The organism is Pseudomonas sivasensis (assembly GCF_052938085.1).
In genome coordinates, this window is record NZ_CP176442.1 from 4,468,069 (window position 1) to 4,491,624 (window position 23,556).

18 protein-coding genes and 1 pseudogene are annotated in these 23,556 nt (G+C 56.2%); 9 read left to right on the top strand and 10 right to left on the bottom strand.

The window, feature by feature from the left end; genetic code table 11:
- Window positions 1–2: 2 nt before the first annotated feature.
- The 4 genes from ACKZ62_RS20545 to ACKZ62_RS20560 form a co-directional block, all read right to left on the bottom strand.
- Complete coding sequence (locus tag ACKZ62_RS20545; RefSeq protein WP_032888855.1) at window positions 3–650, bottom strand: response regulator; 648 nt, start codon at window positions 648–650, stop codon at window positions 3–5.
- A 28-nt stretch (window positions 651–678) separates the two neighbouring features.
- Window positions 679–3,576: a hybrid sensor histidine kinase/response regulator gene (locus tag ACKZ62_RS20550; protein ID WP_099601420.1), complete on the bottom strand. Its 2,898-nt coding sequence runs from the start codon at window positions 3,574–3,576 to the stop codon at window positions 679–681.
- Window positions 3,577–3,701: 125 nt separating this feature from the next.
- Window positions 3,702–4,901 carry a response regulator cyclic di-GMP phosphodiesterase PvrR gene (locus ACKZ62_RS20555; protein WP_032888851.1) on the bottom strand — a complete coding sequence of 400 codons (1,200 nt, stop codon included), beginning with the start codon at window positions 4,899–4,901 and terminating at the stop codon, window positions 3,702–3,704.
- On the bottom strand, window positions 4,898–7,711 hold the full coding sequence (locus tag ACKZ62_RS20560) for an ATP-binding protein (protein WP_447095736.1): 2,814 nt from the start codon (window positions 7,709–7,711) through the stop codon (window positions 4,898–4,900). The genes ACKZ62_RS20555 and ACKZ62_RS20560 overlap by 4 nt, the downstream gene beginning before the upstream one ends.
- Before the next feature lie 163 nt (window positions 7,712–7,874).
- On the opposite strand from ACKZ62_RS20560, the gene ACKZ62_RS20565 reads away from it, so the two are divergent.
- The 9 genes and pseudogenes from ACKZ62_RS20565 (at window position 7,875) to ACKZ62_RS20605 (ending at window position 18,061) form a co-directional block, all read left to right on the top strand.
- Window positions 7,875–9,062: an MFS transporter gene (locus tag ACKZ62_RS20565; protein ID WP_447095737.1), complete on the top strand. Its 1,188-nt coding sequence runs from the start codon at window positions 7,875–7,877 to the stop codon at window positions 9,060–9,062.
- A 181-nt stretch (window positions 9,063–9,243) separates the two neighbouring features.
- Entirely contained in the window at window positions 9,244–10,062 is an 819-nt protein-coding gene (locus tag ACKZ62_RS20570) for a lipopolysaccharide kinase InaA family protein (protein ID WP_286838224.1), read from the top strand.
- 801 nt (window positions 10,063–10,863) lie between these two features.
- Window positions 10,864–11,080 (top strand): annotated as a pseudogene (locus tag ACKZ62_RS20575) (hypothetical protein).
- 155 nt (window positions 11,081–11,235) lie between these two features.
- Complete coding sequence (locus ACKZ62_RS20580; protein ID WP_447095738.1) at window positions 11,236–12,312, top strand: GTP pyrophosphokinase; 1,077 nt, start codon at window positions 11,236–11,238, stop codon at window positions 12,310–12,312.
- An 871-nt stretch (window positions 12,313–13,183) separates the two neighbouring features.
- Complete coding sequence (locus ACKZ62_RS20585; RefSeq protein ID WP_447095739.1) at window positions 13,184–13,399, top strand: hypothetical protein; 216 nt, start codon at window positions 13,184–13,186, stop codon at window positions 13,397–13,399.
- Between the two features lie 126 nt (window positions 13,400–13,525).
- Complete coding sequence (locus tag ACKZ62_RS20590) at window positions 13,526–14,512, top strand: hypothetical protein (RefSeq protein ID WP_447095740.1); 987 nt, start codon at window positions 13,526–13,528, stop codon at window positions 14,510–14,512.
- Window positions 14,513–14,716: 204 nt separating this feature from the next.
- Window positions 14,717–16,537, top strand: a complete 1,821-nt coding sequence (locus ACKZ62_RS20595; protein WP_447095741.1) for an NACHT domain-containing protein — start codon at window positions 14,717–14,719, stop codon at window positions 16,535–16,537.
- Between the two features lie 777 nt (window positions 16,538–17,314).
- Window positions 17,315–17,530, top strand: coding sequence for a HEAT repeat domain-containing protein (locus tag ACKZ62_RS20600; RefSeq protein WP_447095742.1), 216 nt, complete (start codon window positions 17,315–17,317; stop codon window positions 17,528–17,530).
- Window positions 17,531–17,563: 33 nt separating this feature from the next.
- The gene (locus ACKZ62_RS20605; protein WP_447095743.1) at window positions 17,564–18,061 is read left to right on the top strand and encodes a hypothetical protein; all 498 of its coding nucleotides are present in this window, start codon (window positions 17,564–17,566) and stop codon (window positions 18,059–18,061) included.
- A gap of 55 nt (window positions 18,062–18,116) precedes the next feature.
- Here ACKZ62_RS20605 and ACKZ62_RS20610 read toward each other — a convergent pair whose 3' ends face one another.
- The 6 genes from ACKZ62_RS20610 to ACKZ62_RS20635 are packed head-to-tail and all read right to left on the bottom strand — an operon-like array spanning window position 18,117 to window position 23,552.
- Window positions 18,117–19,088 carry a hypothetical protein gene (locus ACKZ62_RS20610; RefSeq protein ID WP_447095744.1) on the bottom strand — a complete coding sequence of 324 codons (972 nt, stop codon included), beginning with the start codon at window positions 19,086–19,088 and terminating at the stop codon, window positions 18,117–18,119.
- Complete coding sequence (locus ACKZ62_RS20615) at window positions 19,061–19,765, bottom strand: hypothetical protein (protein ID WP_447095745.1); 705 nt, start codon at window positions 19,763–19,765, stop codon at window positions 19,061–19,063. The genes ACKZ62_RS20610 and ACKZ62_RS20615 overlap by 28 nt, the downstream gene beginning before the upstream one ends.
- Window positions 19,762–20,301 carry a baseplate complex protein gene (locus ACKZ62_RS20620; protein WP_447095746.1) on the bottom strand — a complete coding sequence of 180 codons (540 nt, stop codon included), beginning with the start codon at window positions 20,299–20,301 and terminating at the stop codon, window positions 19,762–19,764. Before ACKZ62_RS20620 ends, ACKZ62_RS20615 begins: the two co-directional genes overlap by 4 nt.
- The gene (locus tag ACKZ62_RS20625; protein WP_447095747.1) at window positions 20,298–21,221 is read right to left on the bottom strand and encodes a hypothetical protein; all 924 of its coding nucleotides are present in this window, start codon (window positions 21,219–21,221) and stop codon (window positions 20,298–20,300) included. The genes ACKZ62_RS20620 and ACKZ62_RS20625 overlap by 4 nt, the downstream gene beginning before the upstream one ends.
- Window positions 21,218–21,925: a DUF4376 domain-containing protein gene (locus ACKZ62_RS20630; protein WP_447095748.1), complete on the bottom strand. Its 708-nt coding sequence runs from the start codon at window positions 21,923–21,925 to the stop codon at window positions 21,218–21,220. Before ACKZ62_RS20630 ends, ACKZ62_RS20625 begins: the two co-directional genes overlap by 4 nt.
- A gap of 7 nt (window positions 21,926–21,932) precedes the next feature.
- A complete protein-coding gene (locus ACKZ62_RS20635; protein WP_447095749.1) occupies window positions 21,933–23,552 on the bottom strand; it encodes a phage tail-collar fiber domain-containing protein in 1,620 nt (539 codons plus the stop codon).
- Window positions 23,553–23,556: the final 4 nt, after the last annotated feature.

A 23,556-nucleotide genomic window follows, 5' to 3' on the forward strand; every position in this document is an offset into this window, starting at 1 on the left:
CCCTACTGAAACTGCCGGGCCTCGATGCAATAGGTCAGCAGCGCCTGATCACTGTCCACATCCAGCTTGCGCATGGCCGAGATCTTCTGTGCGCTGACGGTCTTGTTGCTGCGGCTCAATTGCCTGGCAATGTCGCTGACACTCATCCCCGTGACGAATAAACGCAGCACCTCCATCTCCCGTGGCGACAAGCTCTGGAACCGCTCCTGCACCTGAAACCCGTTGCCCACCACCGACGTCGCCGCCGGCATCGGTGCCCGGTAACTGCGCTGGGCACTGATGGCGCCCAGGGCTTTCTCGATTTCACCGTGCAGGTGGTTCTTCTGGATCACGCCGGCCACGCCCAACTCCTGCAAACGCGTGAGGATCAGGCTGTTGGAGATCATGGTCAGCACCAACACTTGGGTCTCGGGGAAGTGGCGCAGGATGTACTCGATCAACTTCAGGCCATCGCCATAAGTGTCATCGCCGGGCATGTTGAAATCGGTGATCAGCACTTGCGGCCGATGGCTGCGCAACTGCTCGATCAACTGCGTCGAACTGACCGCCTCGCCCACCAGGCGGTAGCGGGCGTCGCGCTGCACGATTTCGCGCACGCCCACCAACACGATGGGATGGTCATCGGCTATGACGACGTTCATGTCTCGCATGGTTCAGCTCTCTTGTAGGGGGCGTTCATCAGGTGGATGACTCGGCCAGCAGGCACTGCGCGACGGCCGTCAAGCGCGCGCACAACACACGGATCTGCGTGGTGGCATGGCTGTCCAACGGGCCATCGTAGAGGGTGTTTTCCCATGTCTGACAGGCGTTGGACAACAGCCCGGCGCGCACGCTGGCCAGCGCGCCGTTGAGGCTGTGCAGGCGTTGGCGCACCCGATCGGAGTCGCCGGCGTCCAGGCCCTGTTCGATGAGTTGCACGTCGACCAGCAGGGTCTCGCCCATCAGTTTGCGCATGGACGGCGACAGCTCGATCCAGCCTTCCCGGTCGCGGTCCGGCGCCGGTGTCGTCAGGGCCGTGGCGCGCCTGCAGTGCGCCATCAACGCCTGGCGCAACATGCTCAGGCTCAGCGGTTTGACCACCCAGGCATTCATGCCCACCGCGAGGCAGCGTTCGCCTTCCTCGCGCAACGCATTGGCGGTGACGCCGATAATCGGCACCTGCACGCCCTGTTCGCGCAAGGCGCGGGCCAGGTCGTAACCATTGAGGCGCGGCATGTTGATGTCGGTGATCACCAGATCAAAAGGCTGCGAGCCCCAGATCTGCAACGCATGCTCGCCGTCCCGCGCCACGGTGGCCTGGGCCCCGAGCGCTTCGAGCTGCTCCTGCAATACTGCCTGGCTGACCGGGTTGTCTTCGGCCACCAGCACCCGCACGTTCAGGCACGGCGCATCCAGACAGGGCGAGGCCAGCGCCGGGCTGGTGGCTGAGGGCACGGGAGTGAGAATCGGCAAGGTAATGAACAGCGAAAAACTGCTGCCAAGGCCCGGTTCGCTGACCACGCGCATGCTGCCGCCCATCAATTCACTGAGACGCGAGCAGATCGACAGCCCAAGGCCCGCGCCATTGCCATCCTGGCCGCCAGCCACTTGGTAGAACGGTTTGAAGAGCTGTTCCACGGCCTTTTCCGGAATGCCCACGCCGGTGTCGGTGACTTGCCACTGCAAGGCGACTTCCTGCTCGAACAGCTGTTGCACGGTGAGGCGCAAACGCACGCGGCCGGAGTCGGTGAACTTGATCGCATTGCCCAACAGGTTGTGCAGGATCTGCCGAATGCGCCCGGCATCGCCGCGCAGTTGCTGCGGCACCTGCGGGTCGATCTCTGCGTCGATCTGCAAGCCTTTGTTGCGCGCCGTGGCGGTGAACGCCAGCACCGACTCGTCCACCAGTTGATGGGGATCGAAGGCAGCCGCCTCCACCGCCATTTGCCCGGACTCGATCTTCGACACGTCGAGCACGTTGCTGATCAACTGGAACAGCACAGTGGACGAGCCCTGGATGATTTCCAGGTACTGACGCTGGCGCTCGCTCATGTCGGTCAGGGCCATCAGCTCTAGATTGCCCAGCACGCCATATAAGGGGGTGCGGATCTCATGGCTCATGGTCGCGAGGAACACCGTCTTGGCCTCGTTGGCGGCGGTGGCTTCCTGGCGGGCCTGGTTCAGTAATTGGGCTTCGTCCACATGCCGCGTGATGTCGTTGCAGCCGCAAAGAAATACGTCGTCGCCCTCGTAGCGCGCGGCCACCACCACAACCTGCAAATAACGGCCGTCCACCGCCAGGCACATTTCGCCGGGGGTGTCGGCGCCGTCGTTGGCCTTGAGTACCGCCAGCAAGGACGCGGTGCCGCCCAACTGCAGGGCGCGTTGGTTCTCCAGCAGCAGTTGCGTGTCGCTGCGCCGCACCACGCACAGCCCGGCCGGGGCGTTGTGGAGCATGATGCGGTTGAACGCTTCGCTCTCGAACAGCCGCTCCTGAGCGCGCTGCGCCGGGCTGACGATGCGCGTCTTGTACCAATGATTGATCCACCAACCCAGCAGCATGGCGGCGAGGAACGTGAGGCCGAGACCGAGCAGCGGCCATTTGGCGTAGCGCAGGAAGTCCTGATAGGTGATGGCGTACAAGCCGGTCCAGCGTTCACCGCCCGCGCTGGTCATCTTGAAGCGCAAGCCCTGGCGGCTGAAGCTCAAGCCCATCGGCGCCATCTGTTCGTCGCCGAGGCTGCCGAGCAACACGTCGCCCTCGGGCGCGATCAGGGTGAACTGGTTGTAGACCGACAGTCGCAACACCCGCTCGAACTCATCGACCTGGGACGTATCCACCACCGCCGCCAAGGCCAGCAAGCCCTGGCCTTGAGCAGCCGGCAACACAGCGCCGGGCACATCAAGACCGATCATTGCGACCACGCTGCGGCTGTCGTGATACAGCTGCGACGGCGCGCGCATCCAGCGCACGCGACTGTCATTGAGCAAGGCGGCCTGGCGCTGTTGCAATTCATGCAAGCGCCCGACCACCTCGCGGTACTGTCCGGGCAACAACGGCTGATGCTGGCGTAGGCCGCCAATACCGGGCACGGCGAGGCTGGTGAGGTTGTCAGGGGTGAGCACGAACAGCTGTGGCGATGCATAAAACGAGCTGGCCCAATATCCGCCGTAGTAGTCGGTCAATTGCACGCCAAATGCCAGCGCGCGCCGTGTGTCATCCGCCGATAAGCCGGGATCGTGGGACAAGGTGAACGGCAGCGAGAGCGCAAACCCCTTGGCCTGCAACACCACCTGCCCTGCGTCGCGCTGCACCTCCACCACCGACGTCGATTGCACCGCCGGCAACGGCGCCGAGTTGCGCTGGCTGTAGCCGCTGGCCACATTGCGCAGAAACGCCTCATGCTCATGGATGATTTCCACCACACGGGCAAAGTGAAACTGGATCTTTTCCTGTTCGGCTTCCAACAAACGCGACACTGCCCAATAGCAACTGCTGGACAGCAGCAAGGCGAGCCCGGTGAGCAACAACAGGGCTTTGTTCAGGCGTTGAGAGCTTTGCGCCAGCTTGTCCAGGCGCAGACTTGCATGTTTCATCGTCAGTACCGCGAAAAGCCTGGAATCAGGACGTAGGGCCTATGCTTCATCCGGCATTGACCGATAACACCCGGCTGACCGGATGACCCTTCCTCTGGGCTTCTTGACTGTGTGACCCCGGCCGTTCAGATAAGTGCTGGCGCAGGGCCATCCTCGATCAACAGCGCGCTGAATTTTTCGGCAGCGACGCCGTGGGAAATCAAGAAGCCTTGCACCTGGTCGCAGCGAAAACGCCTCAGCACCGCCAGCTCAGCCTGGGTTTCGGCGCCTTCGGCGATGGTCGTCAGGCCGAGTTTGCGGCCCAGTTCGATGATGCTTTGCAAGGCCGACGCCAGGTGTTCGTTGTCTGCACAACCGTGCACCAGTGAGCGGTCGATCTTGACCTCGTTGAACGGCGTAGACACCAGGTTGAAGTAAGAACTGAAGCCCTTGCCAAAATCATCCTGGGCCAGACCGAAGCCCATCAGGCGCAGGCGACATGCTCCAGCGTAGTAGTTGCTGGCCAACTGTGTGGTGGAGCTTTCCATCAGTTCGAAGGTGATTTGCCGGGGCTCCGCGTCGCGCTGCAGTACTTGGGCCAGCAAGCGATCGACCAGGTCGCACTGGTCGAGCAGATGGGTTGGCAGGTTGATCGACACCGGCAGCCGGTAGCCGAGCTGCGCCCACTGGGCCTGGGCGGTCAGGGTCTGGGCGAGGATGCAGGACAGCAGTTGGGTTTCCAGGCCCTGGCGTTCGATCTCGCCGAGAAACTCGGCGGGCATCAGCAGGCCCTCCTGCGGGTGGACCCAGCGAGCCAGGGCTTCGGCGCCGACAATACGCCCGTCGTGCAGGGATTTCTTGGGCTGGAACCAGGCCTGGATCTCACCGTTGGTCAATGCGCGGGCCAGGGTGTCCCGCGCCAGGTTGACGCCGCGATGGCAACACGGCGTGCGCGCCTGTTCGGCCAGCCGGTCGAGGCAATCGCGCAGGCTGCGCACCTGCGGATCGCTGATCGGTTTGGACAGTAATCCAGCCACCGTCAGGCCCAAGTTGCCCGCGACCTCCCCGGCCCCCACCAACATGCGCCGCGAAGCCACACTCATCAGCGCCAACGCGGGCGGGGCCTGCAGGCCGGCCAGTTGCTGGATCAGTTGCACACCGTCCATCCCCGGCATCATCAGGTCGCTGAGCAACAGGTCGTAATGCTGGCTGGCCAGGCGCTGCAACGCGGTGGCGCCATCCCAGACCGCGTCGACGTCAAACCCGCCGATGGCCTGGAACACGTTGATCAGGTACTCATGCTGAAAGGGATGGTCTTCCACGATGAGCACGCGATAGGCACTCAAGGCTCGCTCCTTTGAAAGCGCTGCAGGCACTGATAGAGCGCGCGCAGGGTAAACGGCTTGACCAGGCAGTGGTCCATGCCGGCGCTGAGGCAACGCTCGGCTTCGTCGAGCATCGCGTTGGCCGTGGCGCCGATGATCGGCAGCGAACAGCCCAAGCGGCGAAGTTGTTCGGTGAGTTCGTAGCCGTTCATGCGCGGCATGTTGACGTCGGTGAGAACCATGTCGAACGGGCGTTCGCCCCACAACGACAGCGCTTCGATACCGTCGCCGGCGAGCACCACGGTGCAGCCGAGTTCTTCCAACTGGTCGCGCAGGATCAACTGGTTGATCAGGTTGTCTTCAGCCACCAGCAGACGCAGGTTCAGGCTGACCTCGGCGGGCGCCTCGCGGGGGATGGGCGACAGGTGTTCCTCGATGCCCTGGGCGCGGCTGACGGCACGATTGAGCGCGTGCAGGTTGTTCAAGCCGATCTGCCAACACGCGCCCGGTCCCAGCGAGACGCCATGCTCATCAGCCGATGCAACTACCCGTGGGCCCGACCAGCGAAGCCGCGCAGCATCGACCGCGCCAGGATAAAGCTCGACCAGCACCGCGCCGGGGTCTGTGGCGACGGATTCGGGCACGCCCAATTGCGCCCGCGCACCCCAGCGCCGCAACCAGCCGCCGATGCTCTCGGCCAGTTCGCGTACCGGTGACACCACATAGACCCGCTCGCCCAACAACGGCAAGGCCCAGGGTTGATCGTCGGTGACCTGCTCCAACGGCAAGTTGAAGGTAAAACTGCTGCCCAGGCCCGGCTCGCTGACCACACGCAACGTGCCGTTCATCAAGTGCACCAGGCGCTTGCAGATCGACAGCCCGAGCCCGCTGCCCGCCACCACATTGGCGTTGCCGCTGGCCTGGAAAAACGGCTCGAACAAATCGGGCTGATCGTGCGCCGCAATGCCTTTGCCGGTGTCGACCACCTGCCACTGCAACATGCTGCGCTCGCCCTCACGGCTTTCCAGGCGCAAACGCAGGACGATGCGCCCGCTCTCGGTGAATTTGAGCGCGTTGTTGAGCAGGTTGTTGAGGATCTGCCGAATCCGTGTGACATCGCCGCGCACGCGTTCGGGGGTGTGCGGGTCGAGGCAACTGAACAATTGCAGGCACTTGCTCTGGGCGGCACCGGCGTAGCCTTGAATCACTTCCTGCACCAGTTCCAGCGGAGAAAACACCGTGAGTTCCAGGGACAACTGCCCGGCTTCGATCTTGGAGACATCCAACACGTCGCAGATCAATTGCAGCAGGTTCGCGGAGGAACCTTCGATGGCATTCAAGTAGCCGCGCTGCTGGTTGTTGAGCTCGGTGCGGGCAAGCAACTCCAAGGTGGCCAGCACGCCATACAACGGCGTGCGGATCTCGTGGCTCATGGTTGCGAGGAACAGGGTCTTAGCCTCGTTGGCCGCATCCGCCAGGGTTCGCGCCTGCTCCAGCGCCAACTCGACCTGTTTGCGCTCGCTGATGTCGCTGAAGGCACAGATCAACACTTCTTCACGTTGGTAACGGGTGGGCGCAAAGCTCAGGAACAGGTGGCGACCATCGGCCATCTGCAACTCGTCGGTGCTGCCGTGTTCGGCATCATGGAAGGCACGGCGAACCCAGTCGAGACACAGTTGCCGGCGCTCCTGGCCCTTGCCCAGCCATTGGCGCGACAACGGGTTTTCCAGCACCACTTCGCCGTCACTGCGCCGCAGCACGCACAAGGCCACCGGGGCGATCCGAATGACCGCGCTGCTGAACGCTTCGCTCTCCACCAACGCTTCGATGCGATTGGCCGCCGGGATGATCAGGCGCTGGTCGATGCGCCGGACCAGTCGCACCATCAGCAGGCTCGCCAGAGCGCACAGCAGCAAGCAGACCAGCAACGGCAGCGCCAGGCTGGGCAACAGCGAGCTCAACTCCAGGCTGTAGACGATCTGCCAGTGCGAATAGCCCAAGTGCTTGCGGATCGCCAGGCGGTCGGGCAACCAGCGGCTGCCTTCCCAGCCGAAACTGGCGGTGGAGTGATACTGGCGCAACACCTGCGCCGCCGCCGGTTGATGGGGCGCGCTGCTGAAAATCAGTTGGCCCGCACCGTCGAGCAACATGAAGTCGCCGGCCTTCTCATGCTGCAAGGCGTTGATCAGGTCCGGTCCGTCTACCTCTAATCCAAGCCAGCCCGATGAAGGACTGCGCTCGTCCAGGCGCGTAAAAATGTACAGCGATGAATCCAGGCGACTCTGCTCGGTCAGCCACAACTCATCGCTGACCGACACCTTGCCGGTATCCACCGCCATCAAGCGTTTCAACACCGACTCCGGTACGGCTCCCGGCGCTTCGCCCACGGTAAACAGGCGCTCGACCAGCGGCGTGGCACGCTGCGGCACGTAAATCAGGTTGACCTGGTTGGCCTGCAAGTAATCGAGCATGCGTCGGGTCAGCCACAGGCTCCAGATATTGCCTGCTTCACCGAGGGTGATATGCACTTCTTCGGCCGGCACTTCATTGAGATTGCCCACAGGCGGCGTCTTATGGCTGACGGTGGACAGGCCGAGGCTCTTCAACAGCGTCTGGCGGCTGACGAAAAAACTCTGTGCGTCGGAAATCGCCTCGTTCATATAACTGCGCCGCAGCGAAATTTCCTCGCTGAATGCCGCACGCAGATAACTGTAAGCCCCCACATAAACGCCGAGCACCAACGCAAAGGCAAACAAACGCAACAACTTGCGGGCTGCCTTGGGCGTCGAGAAGGTTGAATCGAGGGGTTGCAGGAAATGTTTGAGTTTCATCGCCCAAAGGTTAGGGATGAGCAGGAGCCGGGTGAATAAGACGGATCTCAAAGGCCGGCGCCGCGATGGGATGGAACTCAGGCGTAATCCGCTGTTCTAGACTCCTTCGTGGCCGCCTCGTTAGGATCGGCGGCTCGTCTTTCCCTACTGCACAGAGCGATCCATGTCTATCCAGCAAACACCCGGGCACGTATTGCCCGCGCGCAGCGCCGCCAAAATGGAAGCCGCCATGGCCGTGGGCGCTTTCGCGATCGGTACCGGCGAATTCGCGATCATGGGCCTGATGCCCGACATCGCCCAGAACCTGGGGTTGAGCGAACCTCAGGTCGGCCACGCCATCAGCGCCTATGCGCTGGGCGTGATGGTCGGCGCGCCGCTGCTGGCGATCCTCGGCGCCAAGCTGCTGCGCAAACATATGTTGTTGCTGTTGATGGGCTTGTACGCGCTGGGCAACTTCGCCACGGCATTCACGCCCACCTTCGGTTCGCTGGTGGCGTTCCGCTTTATCAGTGGCCTGCCCCACGGCGCCTATTTCGGCATCGCCGCCGTAGTCGCCTCCAGCATGGTGCCGAACGACAAACGCGCCGGTGCCGTCGCCCGCGTCATGATGGGCCTGACCTTGGCCATGCTGCTCGGCAACCCCATCGCCACCTTCCTCGGCCAACACCTGGGCTGGCGCTCGGCGTTCGTGCTGGTCAGCGTGATTGCGCTGTGCACCATCGCCCTCGTCTGGCAATTCGTGCCGCACCGCCATGACGAAGAACGCAGCGACCCACGCAAGGAACTGCGTGCCTTCACCAAACCCCAGGTGTGGATGGCACTGTCCATCGGCGCAATCGGGTTTGCCGGGATGTTCTGCGTGTTCAGCTACCTGGCACCGACCATGCTCGAAGTGACCAAAGTCTCGCCACAGTGGATTCCCTTCGGCCTCGCCGCGTTTGGCGTGGGCGGGATCATCGGCAATATCGCCGGCGGCAAGCTGTTTGATCGCATGCAGTTTCGCGCGGTGGGTTGGATCCTGGTGTGGTCGATTGGCGTATTGCTGTTCTTTCCGTTCGCAGCGGCATCGCTGTGGGGCGTGCTGCTGAGCATGGGCCTGGTCGGCACCATGGTGGCGTTGGCTGCACCGTTGCAGATCCGCCTGATGGACATTGCCCACGAAGCGCCAAGCCTGGCGGCAGCGTCCAACCATGCGGCATTCAACTTGGCGAACGCGCTGGGCCCGTGGTTTGGCGGCATGGCGATCACGGCCGGGTTGGGTTGGACCAGCACCGGCTATATCGGCGCAGTCACAGCGTTGGCCGGGTTGGGGATCTATCTGATTGCACGACGGATGAAAGGCGGGGAATAAACGAATAGAACCCGTTGAAATCAGGCATCAACGCCAGGAAACGCTCAGAAAACCCTACGTGAAAAATATTTCATTTCCAGACAGGTTACGTTCAGGTTGGATCCAATAGATCGTGCATGTAACATATCTGTAATACTTTTCCGAATGACAAGGATGTGTTTTGAGCTTTCCCGATAGAAATGTGCTTGAGAATTTTCCCGCAACGCTCAATCACGGCAACGCGACGGTGTTCACCACACACACCAGCGACGACGGAGTCCACCAAGCGATTCAGGACCTGATCGACACTCGCCATCAACTCAAAAACCGCATCAGCGCGCCGTTGAAAGGCATGGAGAACGATCTGTTCGCCAAGTCCCAGCCGTTGGACAGCCTGCGTCCAAAACTGCGCGTCACCTTCGGGCGCTCCAAACGCGACGGCACATTCGACTGGCCCGTTGAGGAAGTCATCAACACCCTGGGCGCGCAGAAGCGCGGCGCACCGGTCGCCGGACTGCGTGGTTTCGGTTACAGAAAATCTGCGCTTGGCCTAATCCAGGAATTCTTCATCTTCACCGAGATGCTCGACGGCTACCTCAGCGGCCTGGAATGGCTCAAGCAGGAACGCGGCGTCCTAAGCCTGATCACTGCGTCATTCAAACTGCTGCGCGCCCTGCACAGCAAACACATCATCCACATGGACTTCTGGGCCAACAATGTGATGGTTGACCCGCAACACCCCACGTGCGCCAAGGCGATTGACCTGGAGAACTGCTTCCTCACCCAGACTGACTACCTCACCGAAGTGCTGGCCTTTCAATTCGGCTTCTATTATCGACGCGAGGTCTTCCGCTTTGTGATCGAGCAGGATTACGACCGCATGGTGATGGAAGAACTGGTCAACTATCCCGGTATCGACCGTGCGCGTTTTGACGAGATGTACACACTCAGCAAGCACGAAAACATCAGCCGCCGGGCACGGCGTGAGATTTTCCATAAAGGCACTGTCGAAGTGGGCTGACACAGCCCTGCCTGTAGTAGCAGGCTTGCACAGGGCCGGGCGAGAAAGTGCGGGAAATTTCCTGAGGGATTTAGCGGTCTGAGCTGCACAGCCGCCTCAATCTGTATTTACTGATTCCCAAACTGTGTCGAAGGGCCCACTGTGAAATTCATTTGTGCAATCACGCTTCTATTGCTCGCCCAGGCTGCCTATGCGGCCGAGTCCCCCGCGAACCCTGATCCCTACGGCGGCCCTGATAAACGCCCAGAGAACAGTGAAAATGTCACAACGTACTTGAACGAAGATGGCTCCTCCACTACCTCGGCAGTGATGGTTTATGGCGATGGCCATAAGGAACACTGCATTATCCAAATGGCACCGCCTGCAGCGACACATCGGCTACCCAAAGTCACCAGCAAGACGTGTACAAGGATTCGCTCGTACTTTAAATAGCGGGCTCGCTGACAACGCTCAGCTTGGTAAAGGCAAGCCAGGCGCTGCGGGTTGGGTCATGCCTGGCCGACAGCTGAGATACATCCCTGATAATCTGCGCGCCATTCGCCTCGTTGGCTCAGATTTCCATGTTGTTACAAATCGCTCTACTTACCCGCCGTTTTTCCGTTGTTCTGATGATGGATTGGAACAACTAATCCTACAGACCCTACAAAACAAGCACCACAGCACCCACGCCACCCACCCGTACCACTTTCGTACCAATACTACTCCCCCGCACTTCCCCCCTTGCCCGCTTTTTCGCTGGCTTTCGCAAATCCGAGAGCTGCTACTGCTATTCTTGATTTTTTTCAAATCGAGCCGCAAACCATGGCAAGCGAGTACTCACTCACGGACGTGCTGGAACGGCTTTATCAAAATCAATTGGCACTGGAAGCGGCTGTGATGGGAGCTGCCTCTTTGGGCTGAGCAGCAAAACGCTTTTGAGGTAGGTGAGAATGTTCGAGGGGCACTTCACACGATTGGTGAAAACGCGGGCCATATCAAGCAAGGCCTGGCTCCATTGGGAAGGGCAGACCTCACCTAAATGTCAGTTATCGGCCAAAAACGCACAACCATTGGTTAAGGGGCAGCACAGTCACGCTTAAAGGTACCGACAATTTCTAAGGTCAGCTTGAAAACTAAAAAAACACACTACTAAAAACTAGCAACCGCAAAAATCAATTAGACATGGATGACTTCATGAAAAAAACTCAACCCAGCAAAGCAATAGAAAACACATCCAATCTAACCATAAGCAAATCAGCACATTCTGCTGAAGACCTGTGGAAAAGTGACCCTGAAATAATACGGCAATTCTTGAACGTTCGTCACGAATACGAACAACTCTGTGCAGAAGTTGAATATATACTTAAGAAAAAAATCACCCACAATAAAGTTGAGACTTCATTTATTGGCTCTCGCGCCAAAACGCTGAACAGCTTTGTTGAAAAATTGCAACGCAAAAGCTACGGAAATCCACTAAATGAATTGACCGATTTAGCTGGTGCTCGCGTAGTATGCTTATACAGCAGTGACTTAGCAGTTGTGGCGGAGATCATTAGAAACGAGTTTACGATAATTGAAGAAATAAACAAACTAGCAGAGTTTGATCCTAATCAATTCGGATATAGTGCAATGCACTTTATAGTAAAATTGGGAAAAACCTCCTCCGGAGCTAGATATGACGACTTAAGAAACTACGCATGTGAAATTCAAGTACGCACAGTAGTACAAGATGCGTGGGCAATTATCCAGCATCATATGGCATACAAGAAGGAGTCTCAGATTCCGTCCCAACTGCATAGAAAGCTGAATAGCCTGGCAGGCTTGTTTGAGACCGTGGATGATCAATTTAACTCAATTAGAAGCCAGCGCGATAGTTACCTCTTGTCGATAAGAGAGAGCGCAAATACACAGAAAGACTTTTTAGAGAACGAATTAAATTATGACAGCCTATTGGAGTACCTTAAATGGGCATTTCCAGACCGAAACCCTGGCGAAGCTGGCGCCGCGATTGTGTTGGATGCGTTAAAAACGCTTAATTACAAATCTCTTCGAAACGTCAATGATGCATTAGAAGCAACGAAGGAGGAAAGAGAGCAGGTAATGAGTGAAATGATGATCCATATTCCCGAGAAGAGAATGCCAATGGACGCAAATTTTGAAATTGCAATTGCAGTCTCAATACTAGATGAACAAGGTATGGACGCAATACCCTGGGGACCAACGTGGCAAGAAGTTTTAAAAAGATATCAGCGCTATAAAACGCCGAAATAATAAAAGCCCTGCACATTCATGACTCACTCTATCGGAAAGGGTATCGAAAAAAACGATACCCGATGTAATAATTGTTTAAATATCTTGTCGATTTCCTTACCGAATGATATGAAAAATTTAGCGAATTACAAATTTACAGGACTGAAAACTACATACCAATGTATTTCGCTTTCCGCCAAATTAACTCTATAATTTTTATCAAAATAGCTTTACTTCTCCCCCCCTCATCACGCCGCTGATGGATCGGACTGACTCTTCTTTTACCTCCCGCAAATAAAGGCCCAAATGCCTCGCCACCACCCCGCGTACCAGTTGCGTACCAGCTTTGTTTGACTCCCTCCTTGTCCCATCCCCTCTGCCGACCGCTTTAGCAAATTTGAAGCAGCGGTTCTCGGCTCCAATCCTGGCACTGTCTATCGTCGGCTCAAGCGAGTTTTGTGAGAGCTAAAACCGCGTGCATGGAAGGCGGGAAAACCTCCTCGTCTATGCTTGTCCCGTTTTCAGGTTGACCCCTGGGAAAAAGGTAATATTGGTAATATTCTGTTTTAACGTCGAATAAACCTAATAAATTCAGTATGTTAAGAAGAATCTACAAAGGTAATAATAGGGTAGGAAAAAGGTTAGAAAATTACCTTTAGTGGTAGTAATTTCACCCACCTGAGAACCCCTTTAAAATCAATCCCTTGTCAATATATTACCTCCCTCCTTACCAAATATTACCTTCGAAGGTAATACGCCCAAGCCACGTTCTATAAGGGCTGCAGTCCATTTTTTACACCGGCTTACCAAAATTACCTTTTTCCCAGCCTCGAGCTGAAATCAGCCCCCAAATGCCCTGCTATGCTTCCTGCTTTCCGAACGGAGTCGAACCATGGCCAACGAATATTCCCTTTCCGTCGTCCTCGAAATAATGTACGAGAATCAGCTCGGCCTCGAAGCTGCACTGATGGAATTGGTGCTGTTGGTCGAACAGCAGGGACACGAGACCGTTGGAGAGAATGCTCGAGTTGCACTTGAACGAATTGGGGAGAATGCGGGGTTTATCCATCAGGGTTTGGCAAGATTAAGAAATCTGGAAAAAGACTAGCTTGTATCACGCCTCTCAATGGCAAAAAACGTCATACGGCATAAGTATCCGAAAGAATCGGCCCATTGCTGCCCCAACCATTAAGTTCGATTATCGAACGATCAAAGTGCGGTATAGCAGACACATATGAAACACTGGACTGAGCCAAACGGGATACTTTTAATTCAAGTTCCAATTGATTGGCAGTACCTTAACTCGGGCCTTAGCGACTATGAACAAAAGTCGCCTTACGGTTTTCGGCCTTATGAAGACTCCATAGGCTGCTTTCAGTTAAGTTGCTATCCGCTATGTGAGCTAGCCCCTAACATCGCCAAAGCCAATCCTAACGGAGTCAGAAAACTAAGCTGGAAGGAGTCCAGGGAAGATGATACCAACTTTTGCACTCACCTGTACTTCGGCGCTTATCATGATCAAGCATTAATTGGGAAATATATCTACGATGCGTGCCTTGAAGGCGACAAGAGGATTACCGAGCAGCTTGCTATCGTTAAGAACATCTTAAACTCAGTTGTGATAGTCCCAGAGAGCGATCGTAAGCTGGCTGCTAATCTTGACAAGCTTGATCGATTCACTGGCTCCCTCGCGGCTTCATATGACCTTCTCTACACAGCAATAGACGCAGGGACATGCATTGAAATCATTGCGATTACAGCAAATCAAATAGACGCGCACTTAAGATTAAGCCTGGTAATTGCTAAACAGTTAGAGAGCAATACAGACGATATCGAAATTAGATACCTTTTCCAAGCTGACGGTGAAAAGGGAATAATGGAGAGAACGGTCTTCGAAGATGCTTTAAAATCTCAAGTGATCGATCTAGAGACCTTTAATCTTTTAAACGACCTATACAACCTTAGAAATCGTGTTATTCACCGATACATAATCTCAGACATTAGATCACGTGACCTCGTAGAGATCGCTGAAAAATATTTGAATGCTTCGGAAAATACACGATTAATCCTTCGCACCTTAGAGCAAAAACAAGCGAACGTTCCGTATGGATTGTACGGAACGAAACTTGGAAAAACATCTATCACAAAGGATACTATAAAACGATTATATGCAAGTACAAATGACAAGCATCTTCTCCAAAAATATAAAAAGAAGATTTAGCGACAGAAAATTTTAAAAATATTCAAAAAATCACACTCAGCCCGCTGCGCGCTCGCCTCCTAACACTAAACAAATCCCCACTACTTCCTCTTTCTTATCAGCAACCACGTCACCTTTCAACGATGAAAAGGTTTGAAAAGACATCAAAAAAGTGAGAAATTGGCGACCTCGTTTATCATGGATAGTAATCCGAAGGAAATTTAGATGATTGTGACAGCAGCAATGACTACCGCAGCCATTCGGAGCCTAACACCTCTAATCGGTGCAGCTTATAAGGGAGCGAGCAAAAGCCTTAAGGCCAATTTCTCTAACTGGTCAAACGTTAGCAACCTAGAAGATGTAGCAAAAAATCTTTTACAGGTTGGTATAGTTAAAACTATTTGGTCCTCTGGAAAAAGCAAATTCATCAAAGACTTTTACTACCCTTCAAGAATTAACAACGTAAACCAGGACGTTGGAATTGATCACATAGATCAACTCCCCAATGGAAACATTGTTATACAGGGGATAGTTGGCCAGGGAAAGTCAATGTTCATGCGGCATCTTGCATGTTCTGCAATATCCGAGACTGGACGATCTTATATACCTGTATTTATAGAGCTCCAGAAAATAAATCAGAAAAAAGGTTTAAAACAACTAATATTTGAAAATCTTGACCTTCTCGGAATTACAGTTACAGAGGAAAGCTTCAAATATTTAGCGTCGAAAGGTTATCTAGCGCTCCTACTAGATGGTTTTGATGAGATTGTCGACACATGCATTAACGACGCCATTGAATCACTAGATGAATTGCAGAGACGCTACCCAAAACTCAAAATTATAGTTTCATCTCGCCCTGGAAGCGGCATCCAACAGATGGTAGGGTTCGACGTTTTAGATTTAACACCTTTAAATGAAGATGATTACGAGCCATTTTTGAAATGTCTGCAATTGGATTCTGTGAAAAGAGAATCATTGATAGCTGCTACTGTTTCAGCGCCAGAGTCAGTAAAAGAGATCATCAGCACCCCATTAATGCTAACGTTGGTGGTATGGGTTTATGAGTCAGAGCAGGAAATACCTTCTACCCTTAGAGATTTTTTTGAGAAGTTATTTCACGTCGTATTTACTAGGCATGACAGCTTAAAGGTTGGATTCACTAGACAGCATTACAGCGGCTTATCAGAAACAAAACTTCTTCGACTCTTCGAAGCCTTCTGCTTTATGATTGTTCAGGAAAGCTTTGGAAGAAGTTTAACCAGATCCGAATTCAACACTGCTTTCACCAATGCACTTGAGTATTCGGATGACACAAACTGCGATGTGGACAGCTTTAGAAAAGACATTGTAAAAGTCGCATGTCTGATGTTAGATGATGGTCTTGACCTAACAACCTTCTTGCACAAAAGCATATTAGACTATTACGCTGCAGCATTCATACTTCATAGCGAAGAAGATCTGTCCGCATTATTCTATGCAGATGCTTTTGAAGCATACAGCCAATGGCAGCATGTACTGTTTTTTTTAGCAGACGCTGATAAATATAGATATTCCAAATACTATATACTTGAACACTTCCAAGCTAGTGCTGATGAATTCAACAAAATAAAAATAGCGAAAAATGACCAGAGCCTATTACGCTTATTTAATCAAAAACTTGGAAACTTCCACTACCTCATTAACAATGAAGGTGAGATGATGGGATGGTCTGGGCGTCCGGCTTCAGCATCTCAACTGGATGTGTTAATTGAACGCAGGCTGGTTTTTGCTGGCCAGAGCATATTCAAAGAAAACATGCCAGAAAGCCAACTATCTCAAACACTCAATTTAGCAACACCTAGGGGAAAACCAGACCTTAAAGGAAGAAATTATTATAATATTGATATAAACCAAGTCATCAGTATATTCGGCACTGATGAAATTTGGGATGAGCTCGGCATTCTTGATTTAGAATTACACAGAAAAATAGAGGACGCTCGACTTGCAGTAGCACTTCAGACTAAAAAGAAAAAAATATTTGGCAAAAAAATACGAACCGGAAATTAGTATAAAAGCAAAAACTGAACTAATGCTAACACTGTCCGACGCATTTTTTACACCTTCTTTACCGGCAACCTACTAGTACCTCAAGTCCCAAACCCTCGTTATCGGGTTCTTAAACTGATAACGAGGTTCGATTCCTTTTACCCGTTCTACTATTTTGAAGGCCTTCAGCGGTGTCGAACCTGTGTCAGGCGAAACTGGTGACGGTTACACGATTTGTGTGTAAACGCCGGTCAGTTTCCCCTGTACTTCTTCCCAACCGATTTTTTAAGCTCCTCCTAAATCGACGCGCAAAATGCGGCTCAGTTGTAGTCAATCCATGCAATTGGATGTGTAACCAAGAAGCCAGTCGGGCCGGGGGCTTTCAGGCATATCGATGCTGTTCCTAGTGGACGCCAATCTCTCACCTGGTGCGAGCCATTCAGAAAATGAAAACTCAGCAAAACATCTGTTTTCAGAGGCCCTCCCCTTGTAAACCGCGGCCCTCAGGAAACTGCTACCGATACCCTCCGCCCTGAGACCTCTGCGAAGTGCCTTCACTTCTTCGCAAAACCTTGCACATCGTGCAATTGCCAAAAACGGCATAGCCCACCCAGCGGTCCTTGGCGGGGGCATCGTTTCATCTCCACCGTTGTTTGCAAAAAAAAGGGACCCAGATCCCGTCGGCGGGAGGGGGATAAGTGCTTTTTCGTGTGTTTTTTTTGACTCATGAGACTTTTCGCGATTGCCCAGCCAAACTGAGCGCGGGTTGCCATGAAGGCGACATTGCGAGGAGTAGCTATGGTTAACAATGAGGTAGTTGGATTCTTATCCGCCCAACTGAGTGATAAACACCAGACAGAAGATCTTCGTGTCGCTGCCGCAGATGGTTTGGGTTATAGCGGCTTTTCAAACGGGCGAAATGCTCTACTCAAGATTGCCCAGGATGAGAATGAGTCGACGGTCTTGCGCCAAGCAGCCATGCGAGCCCTGGGCAAGTCGCTGCACTGCAAGTGACTCCACCAAGTCAAAATTTTGAGGATCTAGATAATGAGCGCCAAACAGAAAGGCCTGCTGGCCATCGTGCCCTCCGAGGCAATCCAAAGACTGAATATTGATTTCTATATTAGCTACACGTCCAAGAAGCCGCTAGAGGACCTAACCTTCCGTTATATCTACCTTACGAGCAAACAAGATGGCTTCGGTCGCGAATTGAACGCCGGTTTAATCTGCACAGTTGAAAGCGTAAATATCTCAAAATACGAGGACACCTGGAAATATACTTTTGAACTAGGTGAAGCCTTGTCCAGGATTAAGAACCCAGGAAACTTGTTTTTCGAAGTTGAGAAAAAACACAATTGGGAAATTTTCGAATGGGACTTTGAGAAATACTTTACCGAGAGAGACTCGGGGGTCGATGATTACTGTAAAACAACTCGAAAAAGACCCTCACTAGACATCCCTCTGACGATTGAAGATGCGATCAGTCAGCTGGCTGGCACCTACGGAATAGAACGTTCCAAATTAACAATATCGATCACAGGGTAACTTCCGGTTAAGCTAGAAAGTAACTGTAACAGCCGCAAGCTATCCGGCTGTTACTTTAAAAAGTAATCAGCTTTAACTTAGTCGAGAGAAACAGCGCCGATGCACCGGCCTGGGTGAAGGCTGCTGCATTACTCGGCGTTGGTATTGGCCCGTGTGTATGAACTGCCAGCTGGACGTTCATCTCCTGCACCAGGTTGAGCAGATCGCACAATACCTGGAGCACGTTGACCTCTTCCGACCCCAACCAAGTCTTTGGTGCCTGCAGGCGCTGACTGATCCCGGCCACGCTCTTGTGCATTCCCTGAATCCTTTCCTCCATATCGCCGCCCACCGTGGCGTTATGCTTCTGCCCCACCACCAGGTTCAAGTCACGCCCGGTCGCCTGGTGCAGATCGTCCACCGCAGCCAGACTCGCAGATCCGCCCGAAAGTAGCTTGAGCGCGCCCAGCGCCTCGATCTTCTTGATCCCACCCACCGACTCAGTTGAATGGTCGTCCACCGTCCTGGTGTGGCTCTGGAAGCTCTCAGTGTTCGCCATCGCCTCCACTTCACGCTCGATCGCTTTGTCCTGGATCTTGCCGTCGGTTTGGCGCAGCCAGTTGCCGTCGGCGTCGACGCGCTGCTGGCAGGCCTCACTGTGCTGCCACACTTGGTCACCCTTCGGCACCCGGGGCAGGCTCAAGCCGTGGGGCAGGATCTGCGTGATAAAGGGCTTGTGTGGCAGCCCATAGGCAAAGCTGACCACCACAGTGGTGCCCTCCTCCGGGAAGCCGAACATGCCAGCCTCTTGCCCGCCCATTGGTGCCGGCAACGGCAGGCCAGTCAGTATCGGCAGCGCGGGATCTGGCTCGCCGTCAGGCAGCAGCACTTCCACGTCGACGCCAAAGCGCGGCCGGAAGTCGTCGCACAGGCCAGGTGCGGCCGGCGCATCAGGCACGGCTACTACTCGGCCAAAGCGTGGCAAGTGGTAGCCACCGGTGAGTTCGGGGAATTGCCGCTCTACGCTGCGACGGATTGCGTCGTCCATTTGATCGCCATTTGGTTGCCGGCGAGGGTCACACTGGTGATCCTCTCGCCCTGGTTGATGGTGGCGCCTGGGCGCAGTCCTGGAAGGGCCGCGATCATTGCGCTCTGGTTGCCCTGGTAGCCGTCGAACAGTTCGACGGGCAGATCCAGCGGCGGGCGGATGCCAAAGAAGCTGTCAGCCCAACTGCCCACAAACACATCACCGTCGCCCTGCTGCTGCCAGATGAAGTCGGGGATGCTGAACACGCTGGCCAGGCTATCCATGGCCAGGTAGCCGGCGGCCAGGCTGTAGAAAAACGGAGCCTTGACCTTGGCGTAGGCCTTGTCCGGCACCCGGAAACGCAAGCCGGTCTTGTCGCTGACCTCAGCCAGCACGCCCTGCAGGTCGACGTGGCGCAGGTTCAGCGGCAGAGGCTGCGATAGGATCGCCGCCAGTTCACGGCAGACCAGGATCTGCTGCACGCTGTTGATGGCCGTGGAGCGCTCTACAAAGCCAATGAAGTGACGCTGCAGCGTGCCGTCGTTGTAGCCGACATCGAGCGTCACCAGGCCTTTGACTGCTGCGTCTGCCTGGATAGTGAAGGTCGCCCGGCCGGGGTTTTTGATATCCAGCCGCACTTCGCCCTTGATCATCGGATACGGCGTGCCGCTGATGGTAAGTACCTGGTGCAGTTTCATGGTGTCGGAGCCAGCCAGTTATCCACCTTTTTCAAGGTTCGTTCGAAGCCGCTCAGTTCGTCGGGGCTACCGGTGCCGTCAGCACCGCCGGCGCCGACGGCCGATCCCGGGCCAGACTGCGACGTGACGCTGTTGCCGGCGCGGCGACTCTCCACCCGCTCAGGGTTGGACAACTTCTCTGACAGGGTGAACTGCACCAGCCATTGATTGAGGGTGTCGTCTTCCCGGGCGCTCACGCCGTCGGAGAACTGCACTTCGCGGATACCGAACGCGGCGGCGGTGTCGTTAACGATGCGGTACATGTGGAGCTGACCACCGCCGGCCGTGGCTTCCGCCAGGCGCATAAGGCTGCGCAGTTGCGGCGCGTCAACAAACGGAATAGCAAGACTCACGGTTAGGGTTTTGGGCTTGAACCCCTTGTGCGCGGTCTGGCTGTTGCTGGTCTGCCCCGACAGGTCGTCGCTTTCGATACGCAGATTGGCTGTGATTTTCAGGCGTTTGCCCAGGACCTGCTGGCCATCAAGTAGAAGCGTCATAGGCCCACCAGCTCTCGAACAAAGCTCAAACCATCCCGCGAGCCCACCAGCAGCACGCCGGCGCACAGCACCCATTCGTGACCAGGTGCATCGCCCTGCAGCAACGCACGGCGTAATTCGTTGTTGTCGCCTGGCCCCAAGATCCGCGCGCGCATGCTGTGGTCGGCGTTGCCGTCGGCCAGCAGGGCTTTCAGATCATTCAGCTGTTTGTCGCGGTCCTGCTGCTGGGCTGCTTTACGACCGGCCAATGCGGCCAGGTCGCCCATGGGCGAGCTGTCGGCCGCGTAGCTCTCCAGGACGGCGATCTGCCCGCCCATGGATTGCTTGGCCGCTTTGACCACCGTGCAGCGCTCAAGGGGCAGCGCAGACCAACGCGGCAAGGGCCCTGCGCTGGGGATCTCCCACTTTTCGGCCTCAAGGCGCGACAGGCTGCGCGCCCGACGTTCGGCGCGCACCAGGTCAGGGATCGGTAGCAGCGCATTGAAGCGCGCCAGGGTTTCGGCGAACTGATCCAGGCGCGTGCCCAAGAACATCAGCGACAGTGCATATTGAGGGCCGGCTGGTCGGCCGCTGTCACTGGTGTCGACCAGTTTGGCGGCCAGCTGCTGCAGCAAGTTCGGCGCCGACAGAAACCGCTGGTGGCCACGGCCCTGCCCTACCCCGCTTTGAAATGGCGTCACCGCCAAGCACGCCGGCGCCTCGCCCATCTGCCCGGCCAGTGCCGCACGGCCGGCCGCGATCGCGCCTTTCGCGGCACCACCCACCGGCCCCGGGTTAGTGCTGGTCATGCCATCCAGTCCCACCAGGCGTTGGCTGGTGCTGGCCAACTCACTACCAGCCAGTTCCTGGGCCGCTGCCAGGTCGCCCATCCATTGGGTGGACTGCTCGGGCCAACGCATCGTCACCGGTGCCCAGGTCACGTGCGGGCATCCCAGGCCACGGCCTGCAGCGCGGCCAAATCCTCGGCAGCCAATGCTTGATCCAGGGCTTGTTTGAGCGCGTTGGCTTTCTGCAGCTGCACCTGCCTGAACGCTGTGAGGTCGTCACCCACCTGGCGGATCTGCTCCACGGTGTGGGGTCGGTAGTCTTTGGCGCCGGCCTCGTCACGGCATGCGTAGAGCGTGTCCCGGCCAGCCAGGATCACGCCGATCAGGTTTAGTTGATCATCGGTCTGGCTGCCGTAGCGGTGCATTGCGCCCAGGGCGTTCGATCCGAAGCCGCCGACCAGGGCTTTTTCGCACTGCACATTGATACGTTCGGTTTGCTCCTGGTGTATCCGGGCCAGCGTGGTGGGGATGTCGTCCACCCATTCGCCCTGGCGCCACACTTGACCAGGTGCGGGCACGCTCAGGGTGTAGCCACTCGGCAGGTCACCGCTACGCTCGATCACCAGGGCCTCGCCGGTGCGGGTGTTGTACACCGTCAGCCCTTGGTAGGAACTGATCAGCTCCCACCGTTTGCCAGTCCAGCGCGGCACCTGGTGCTTGCCAGCGATCGGGGGCACATCCTCCACACACCCGCCGGGAATCAGCCATTCGCCTTCCTGCAATGGGCAAGGATCTGCCAGCGCAGTGCCGATCAGAATGCCGATGCGGTCAGTTTGATAGACAGTCTTGGTTGTCATGAAAACCTCAATACTTGATGCAATACAGGGCCGCGACATTGCGCGGTCGGGCTTCGTTGCCGCCGTCCTGGCTCAGCGTGACGGTGTGGCTGTGGGTGCCTGACGCCGCTGCAGTTGCCGTGATGGTGTGGGTGTGTTCGCCGGCACTGTCCACGGCGACCTTTGCCGTGCCCTCGGAGCCTGTCCGACCAGGTGGCATATCGAGCACCCGGTGGTCGGCACTGGAACCCTGACGGTTGATGTTGAACGTGTGGCTATGCGCACCGGCCGCTTCGGCTGTACCCGTCACCACGTGGCCGTGGTTACCGGCATCGCCGGTGGTGGCAGTGTGGGTGTGCTGTAGGTTCTGGCTGCCCTGTCCGCTGCCCAACCCACGGCCGGAATCAACACCTCGACTGTCGTCCAGACCACGGATGAACTCGCCGCGCATGTCGGGCAAATTGAACGTCTTGACCCCATCCCCAGCGCCGAACGTCGTGCCGATGGCCGTAAACAGCTCGGCAAATGTGGTACGGCTTACAGCGGCGCCGTTGGCTTTGAGCCAGCCATAAGGGGCAGTGCTGCGGGCAAACGCCGCAATCATCCCAGCGAGCGGGTTCACGACTTGAACCATGGCCGCGTTCACGGCCGCTGTGGTCGCCAGGATCTCGCTGTCGTTGACGGTTGGGTCGTCGCTCTTGGCGTTGGGCAACACGCCCAGGCCCACGTCTTCCTTGGTCGTTGCCCGGGCCCGCAAGTGGCCATAGTCGCCGGCGCGAAAGGCGAACATGCCAACCAGTGGCCCGGTGACGGGCTCCACCGAGCGGGCATCCGTAATGCTTGAGCTACTGGGCAGCGTCGCAATTTTTTCGCGGTAGTGGCGCACGCCCAGGCTATCCACGTAGTCAGCTTCATCAGCCCCCCACACGACGGACCAGGACGCGACCACGTCATTCAGCTCACGCTGCAGGCACACGTCCAGCCAGGCCGTGGCGGGGAACTCCGGCGGCGCGACAGGGAACGGTTCGGCCCTCGCCAAGCGGATGCCCTCGATGTAAGCGGTGCCCGGCTTGAGCTGATAGGCCCCGTCGACTTTCTCCAGCTGCAGGCTGCTGCCGAAGAAACACGCCCGGCCGAACACATCCCGGTTGCTCAGGCGCTCGCGCTCATCGATCCCGGCCAGACGCAGGGTGAAGTCGTGCTGCCAGGTACTGGCGTCGACGGTGATACCGGTCAGCGCCTGGGCACCATCAAACACCACCAGGAAATTGCGGGTCAGGTTGTTGCCGACCTGGACGGGCGGAATGTTGCGGCGCTTTTGCTGCAGGGCGACCGTGGCCACAGCAAATAGCACGCCTTCATCGGTTTCCAGGCCGATCCAGTTGAAGTCCCAATCACCAATATCGGAACCAATCTGCGCGCTGTAAACCACCTGGCTGGGGTTTACATACCCGCCCTCGTCGGCGCCGATCGGGTGAACGTAGACGATCTGGCCCGCAGCCGGTTTGGCCGCTGCACGGTCGACCGGCTTGGTAGGGTCAAGCCCTGGAACATTGGCGAAGACAAAGCGCGACACCACCAGGCTTTGCTGGGCGGCTTGTTTGCGTGCGATCAGGTCTTCACCTGCAAGGGTAATACTGGCGCCCATTGGG

Bases quoted from the DNA above. Each gene is read 5' to 3' on its own strand.
- ACKZ62_RS20585 (WP_447095739.1), top strand. From the start codon at position 13,184: ATGGCCAACGAATATTCCCTTTCCGTCGTCCTCGAAATAATGTACGAG.
- ACKZ62_RS20550 (WP_099601420.1), bottom strand. From the start codon at position 3,576: ATGAAACATGCAAGTCTGCGCCTGGACAAGCTGGCGCAAAGCTCTCAA.
- ACKZ62_RS20610 (WP_447095744.1), bottom strand. From the start codon at position 19,088: ATGGACGACGCAATCCGTCGCAGCGTAGAGCGGCAATTCCCCGAACTC.
- ACKZ62_RS20635 (WP_447095749.1), bottom strand. From the start codon at position 23,552: ATGGGCGCCAGTATTACCCTTGCAGGTGAAGACCTGATCGCACGCAAA.
- ACKZ62_RS20605 (WP_447095743.1), top strand. From the start codon at position 17,564: ATGAGCGCCAAACAGAAAGGCCTGCTGGCCATCGTGCCCTCCGAGGCA.
- ACKZ62_RS20545 (WP_032888855.1), bottom strand. From the start codon at position 650: ATGCGAGACATGAACGTCGTCATAGCCGATGACCATCCCATCGTGTTG.
- ACKZ62_RS20615 (WP_447095745.1), bottom strand. From the start codon at position 19,765: ATGAAACTGCACCAGGTACTTACCATCAGCGGCACGCCGTATCCGATG.
- ACKZ62_RS20600 (WP_447095742.1), top strand. From the start codon at position 17,315: ATGGTTAACAATGAGGTAGTTGGATTCTTATCCGCCCAACTGAGTGAT.
- ACKZ62_RS20580 (WP_447095738.1), top strand. From the start codon at position 11,236: ATGAAAAAAACTCAACCCAGCAAAGCAATAGAAAACACATCCAATCTA.
- ACKZ62_RS20590 (WP_447095740.1), top strand. From the start codon at position 13,526: ATGAAACACTGGACTGAGCCAAACGGGATACTTTTAATTCAAGTTCCA.
- ACKZ62_RS20560 (WP_447095736.1), bottom strand. From the start codon at position 7,711: ATGAAACTCAAACATTTCCTGCAACCCCTCGATTCAACCTTCTCGACG.
- ACKZ62_RS20630 (WP_447095748.1), bottom strand. From the start codon at position 21,925: ATGACAACCAAGACTGTCTATCAAACTGACCGCATCGGCATTCTGATC.
- ACKZ62_RS20620 (WP_447095746.1), bottom strand. From the start codon at position 20,301: ATGACGCTTCTACTTGATGGCCAGCAGGTCCTGGGCAAACGCCTGAAA.
- ACKZ62_RS20595 (WP_447095741.1), top strand. From the start codon at position 14,717: ATGATTGTGACAGCAGCAATGACTACCGCAGCCATTCGGAGCCTAACA.
- ACKZ62_RS20565 (WP_447095737.1), top strand. From the start codon at position 7,875: ATGTCTATCCAGCAAACACCCGGGCACGTATTGCCCGCGCGCAGCGCC.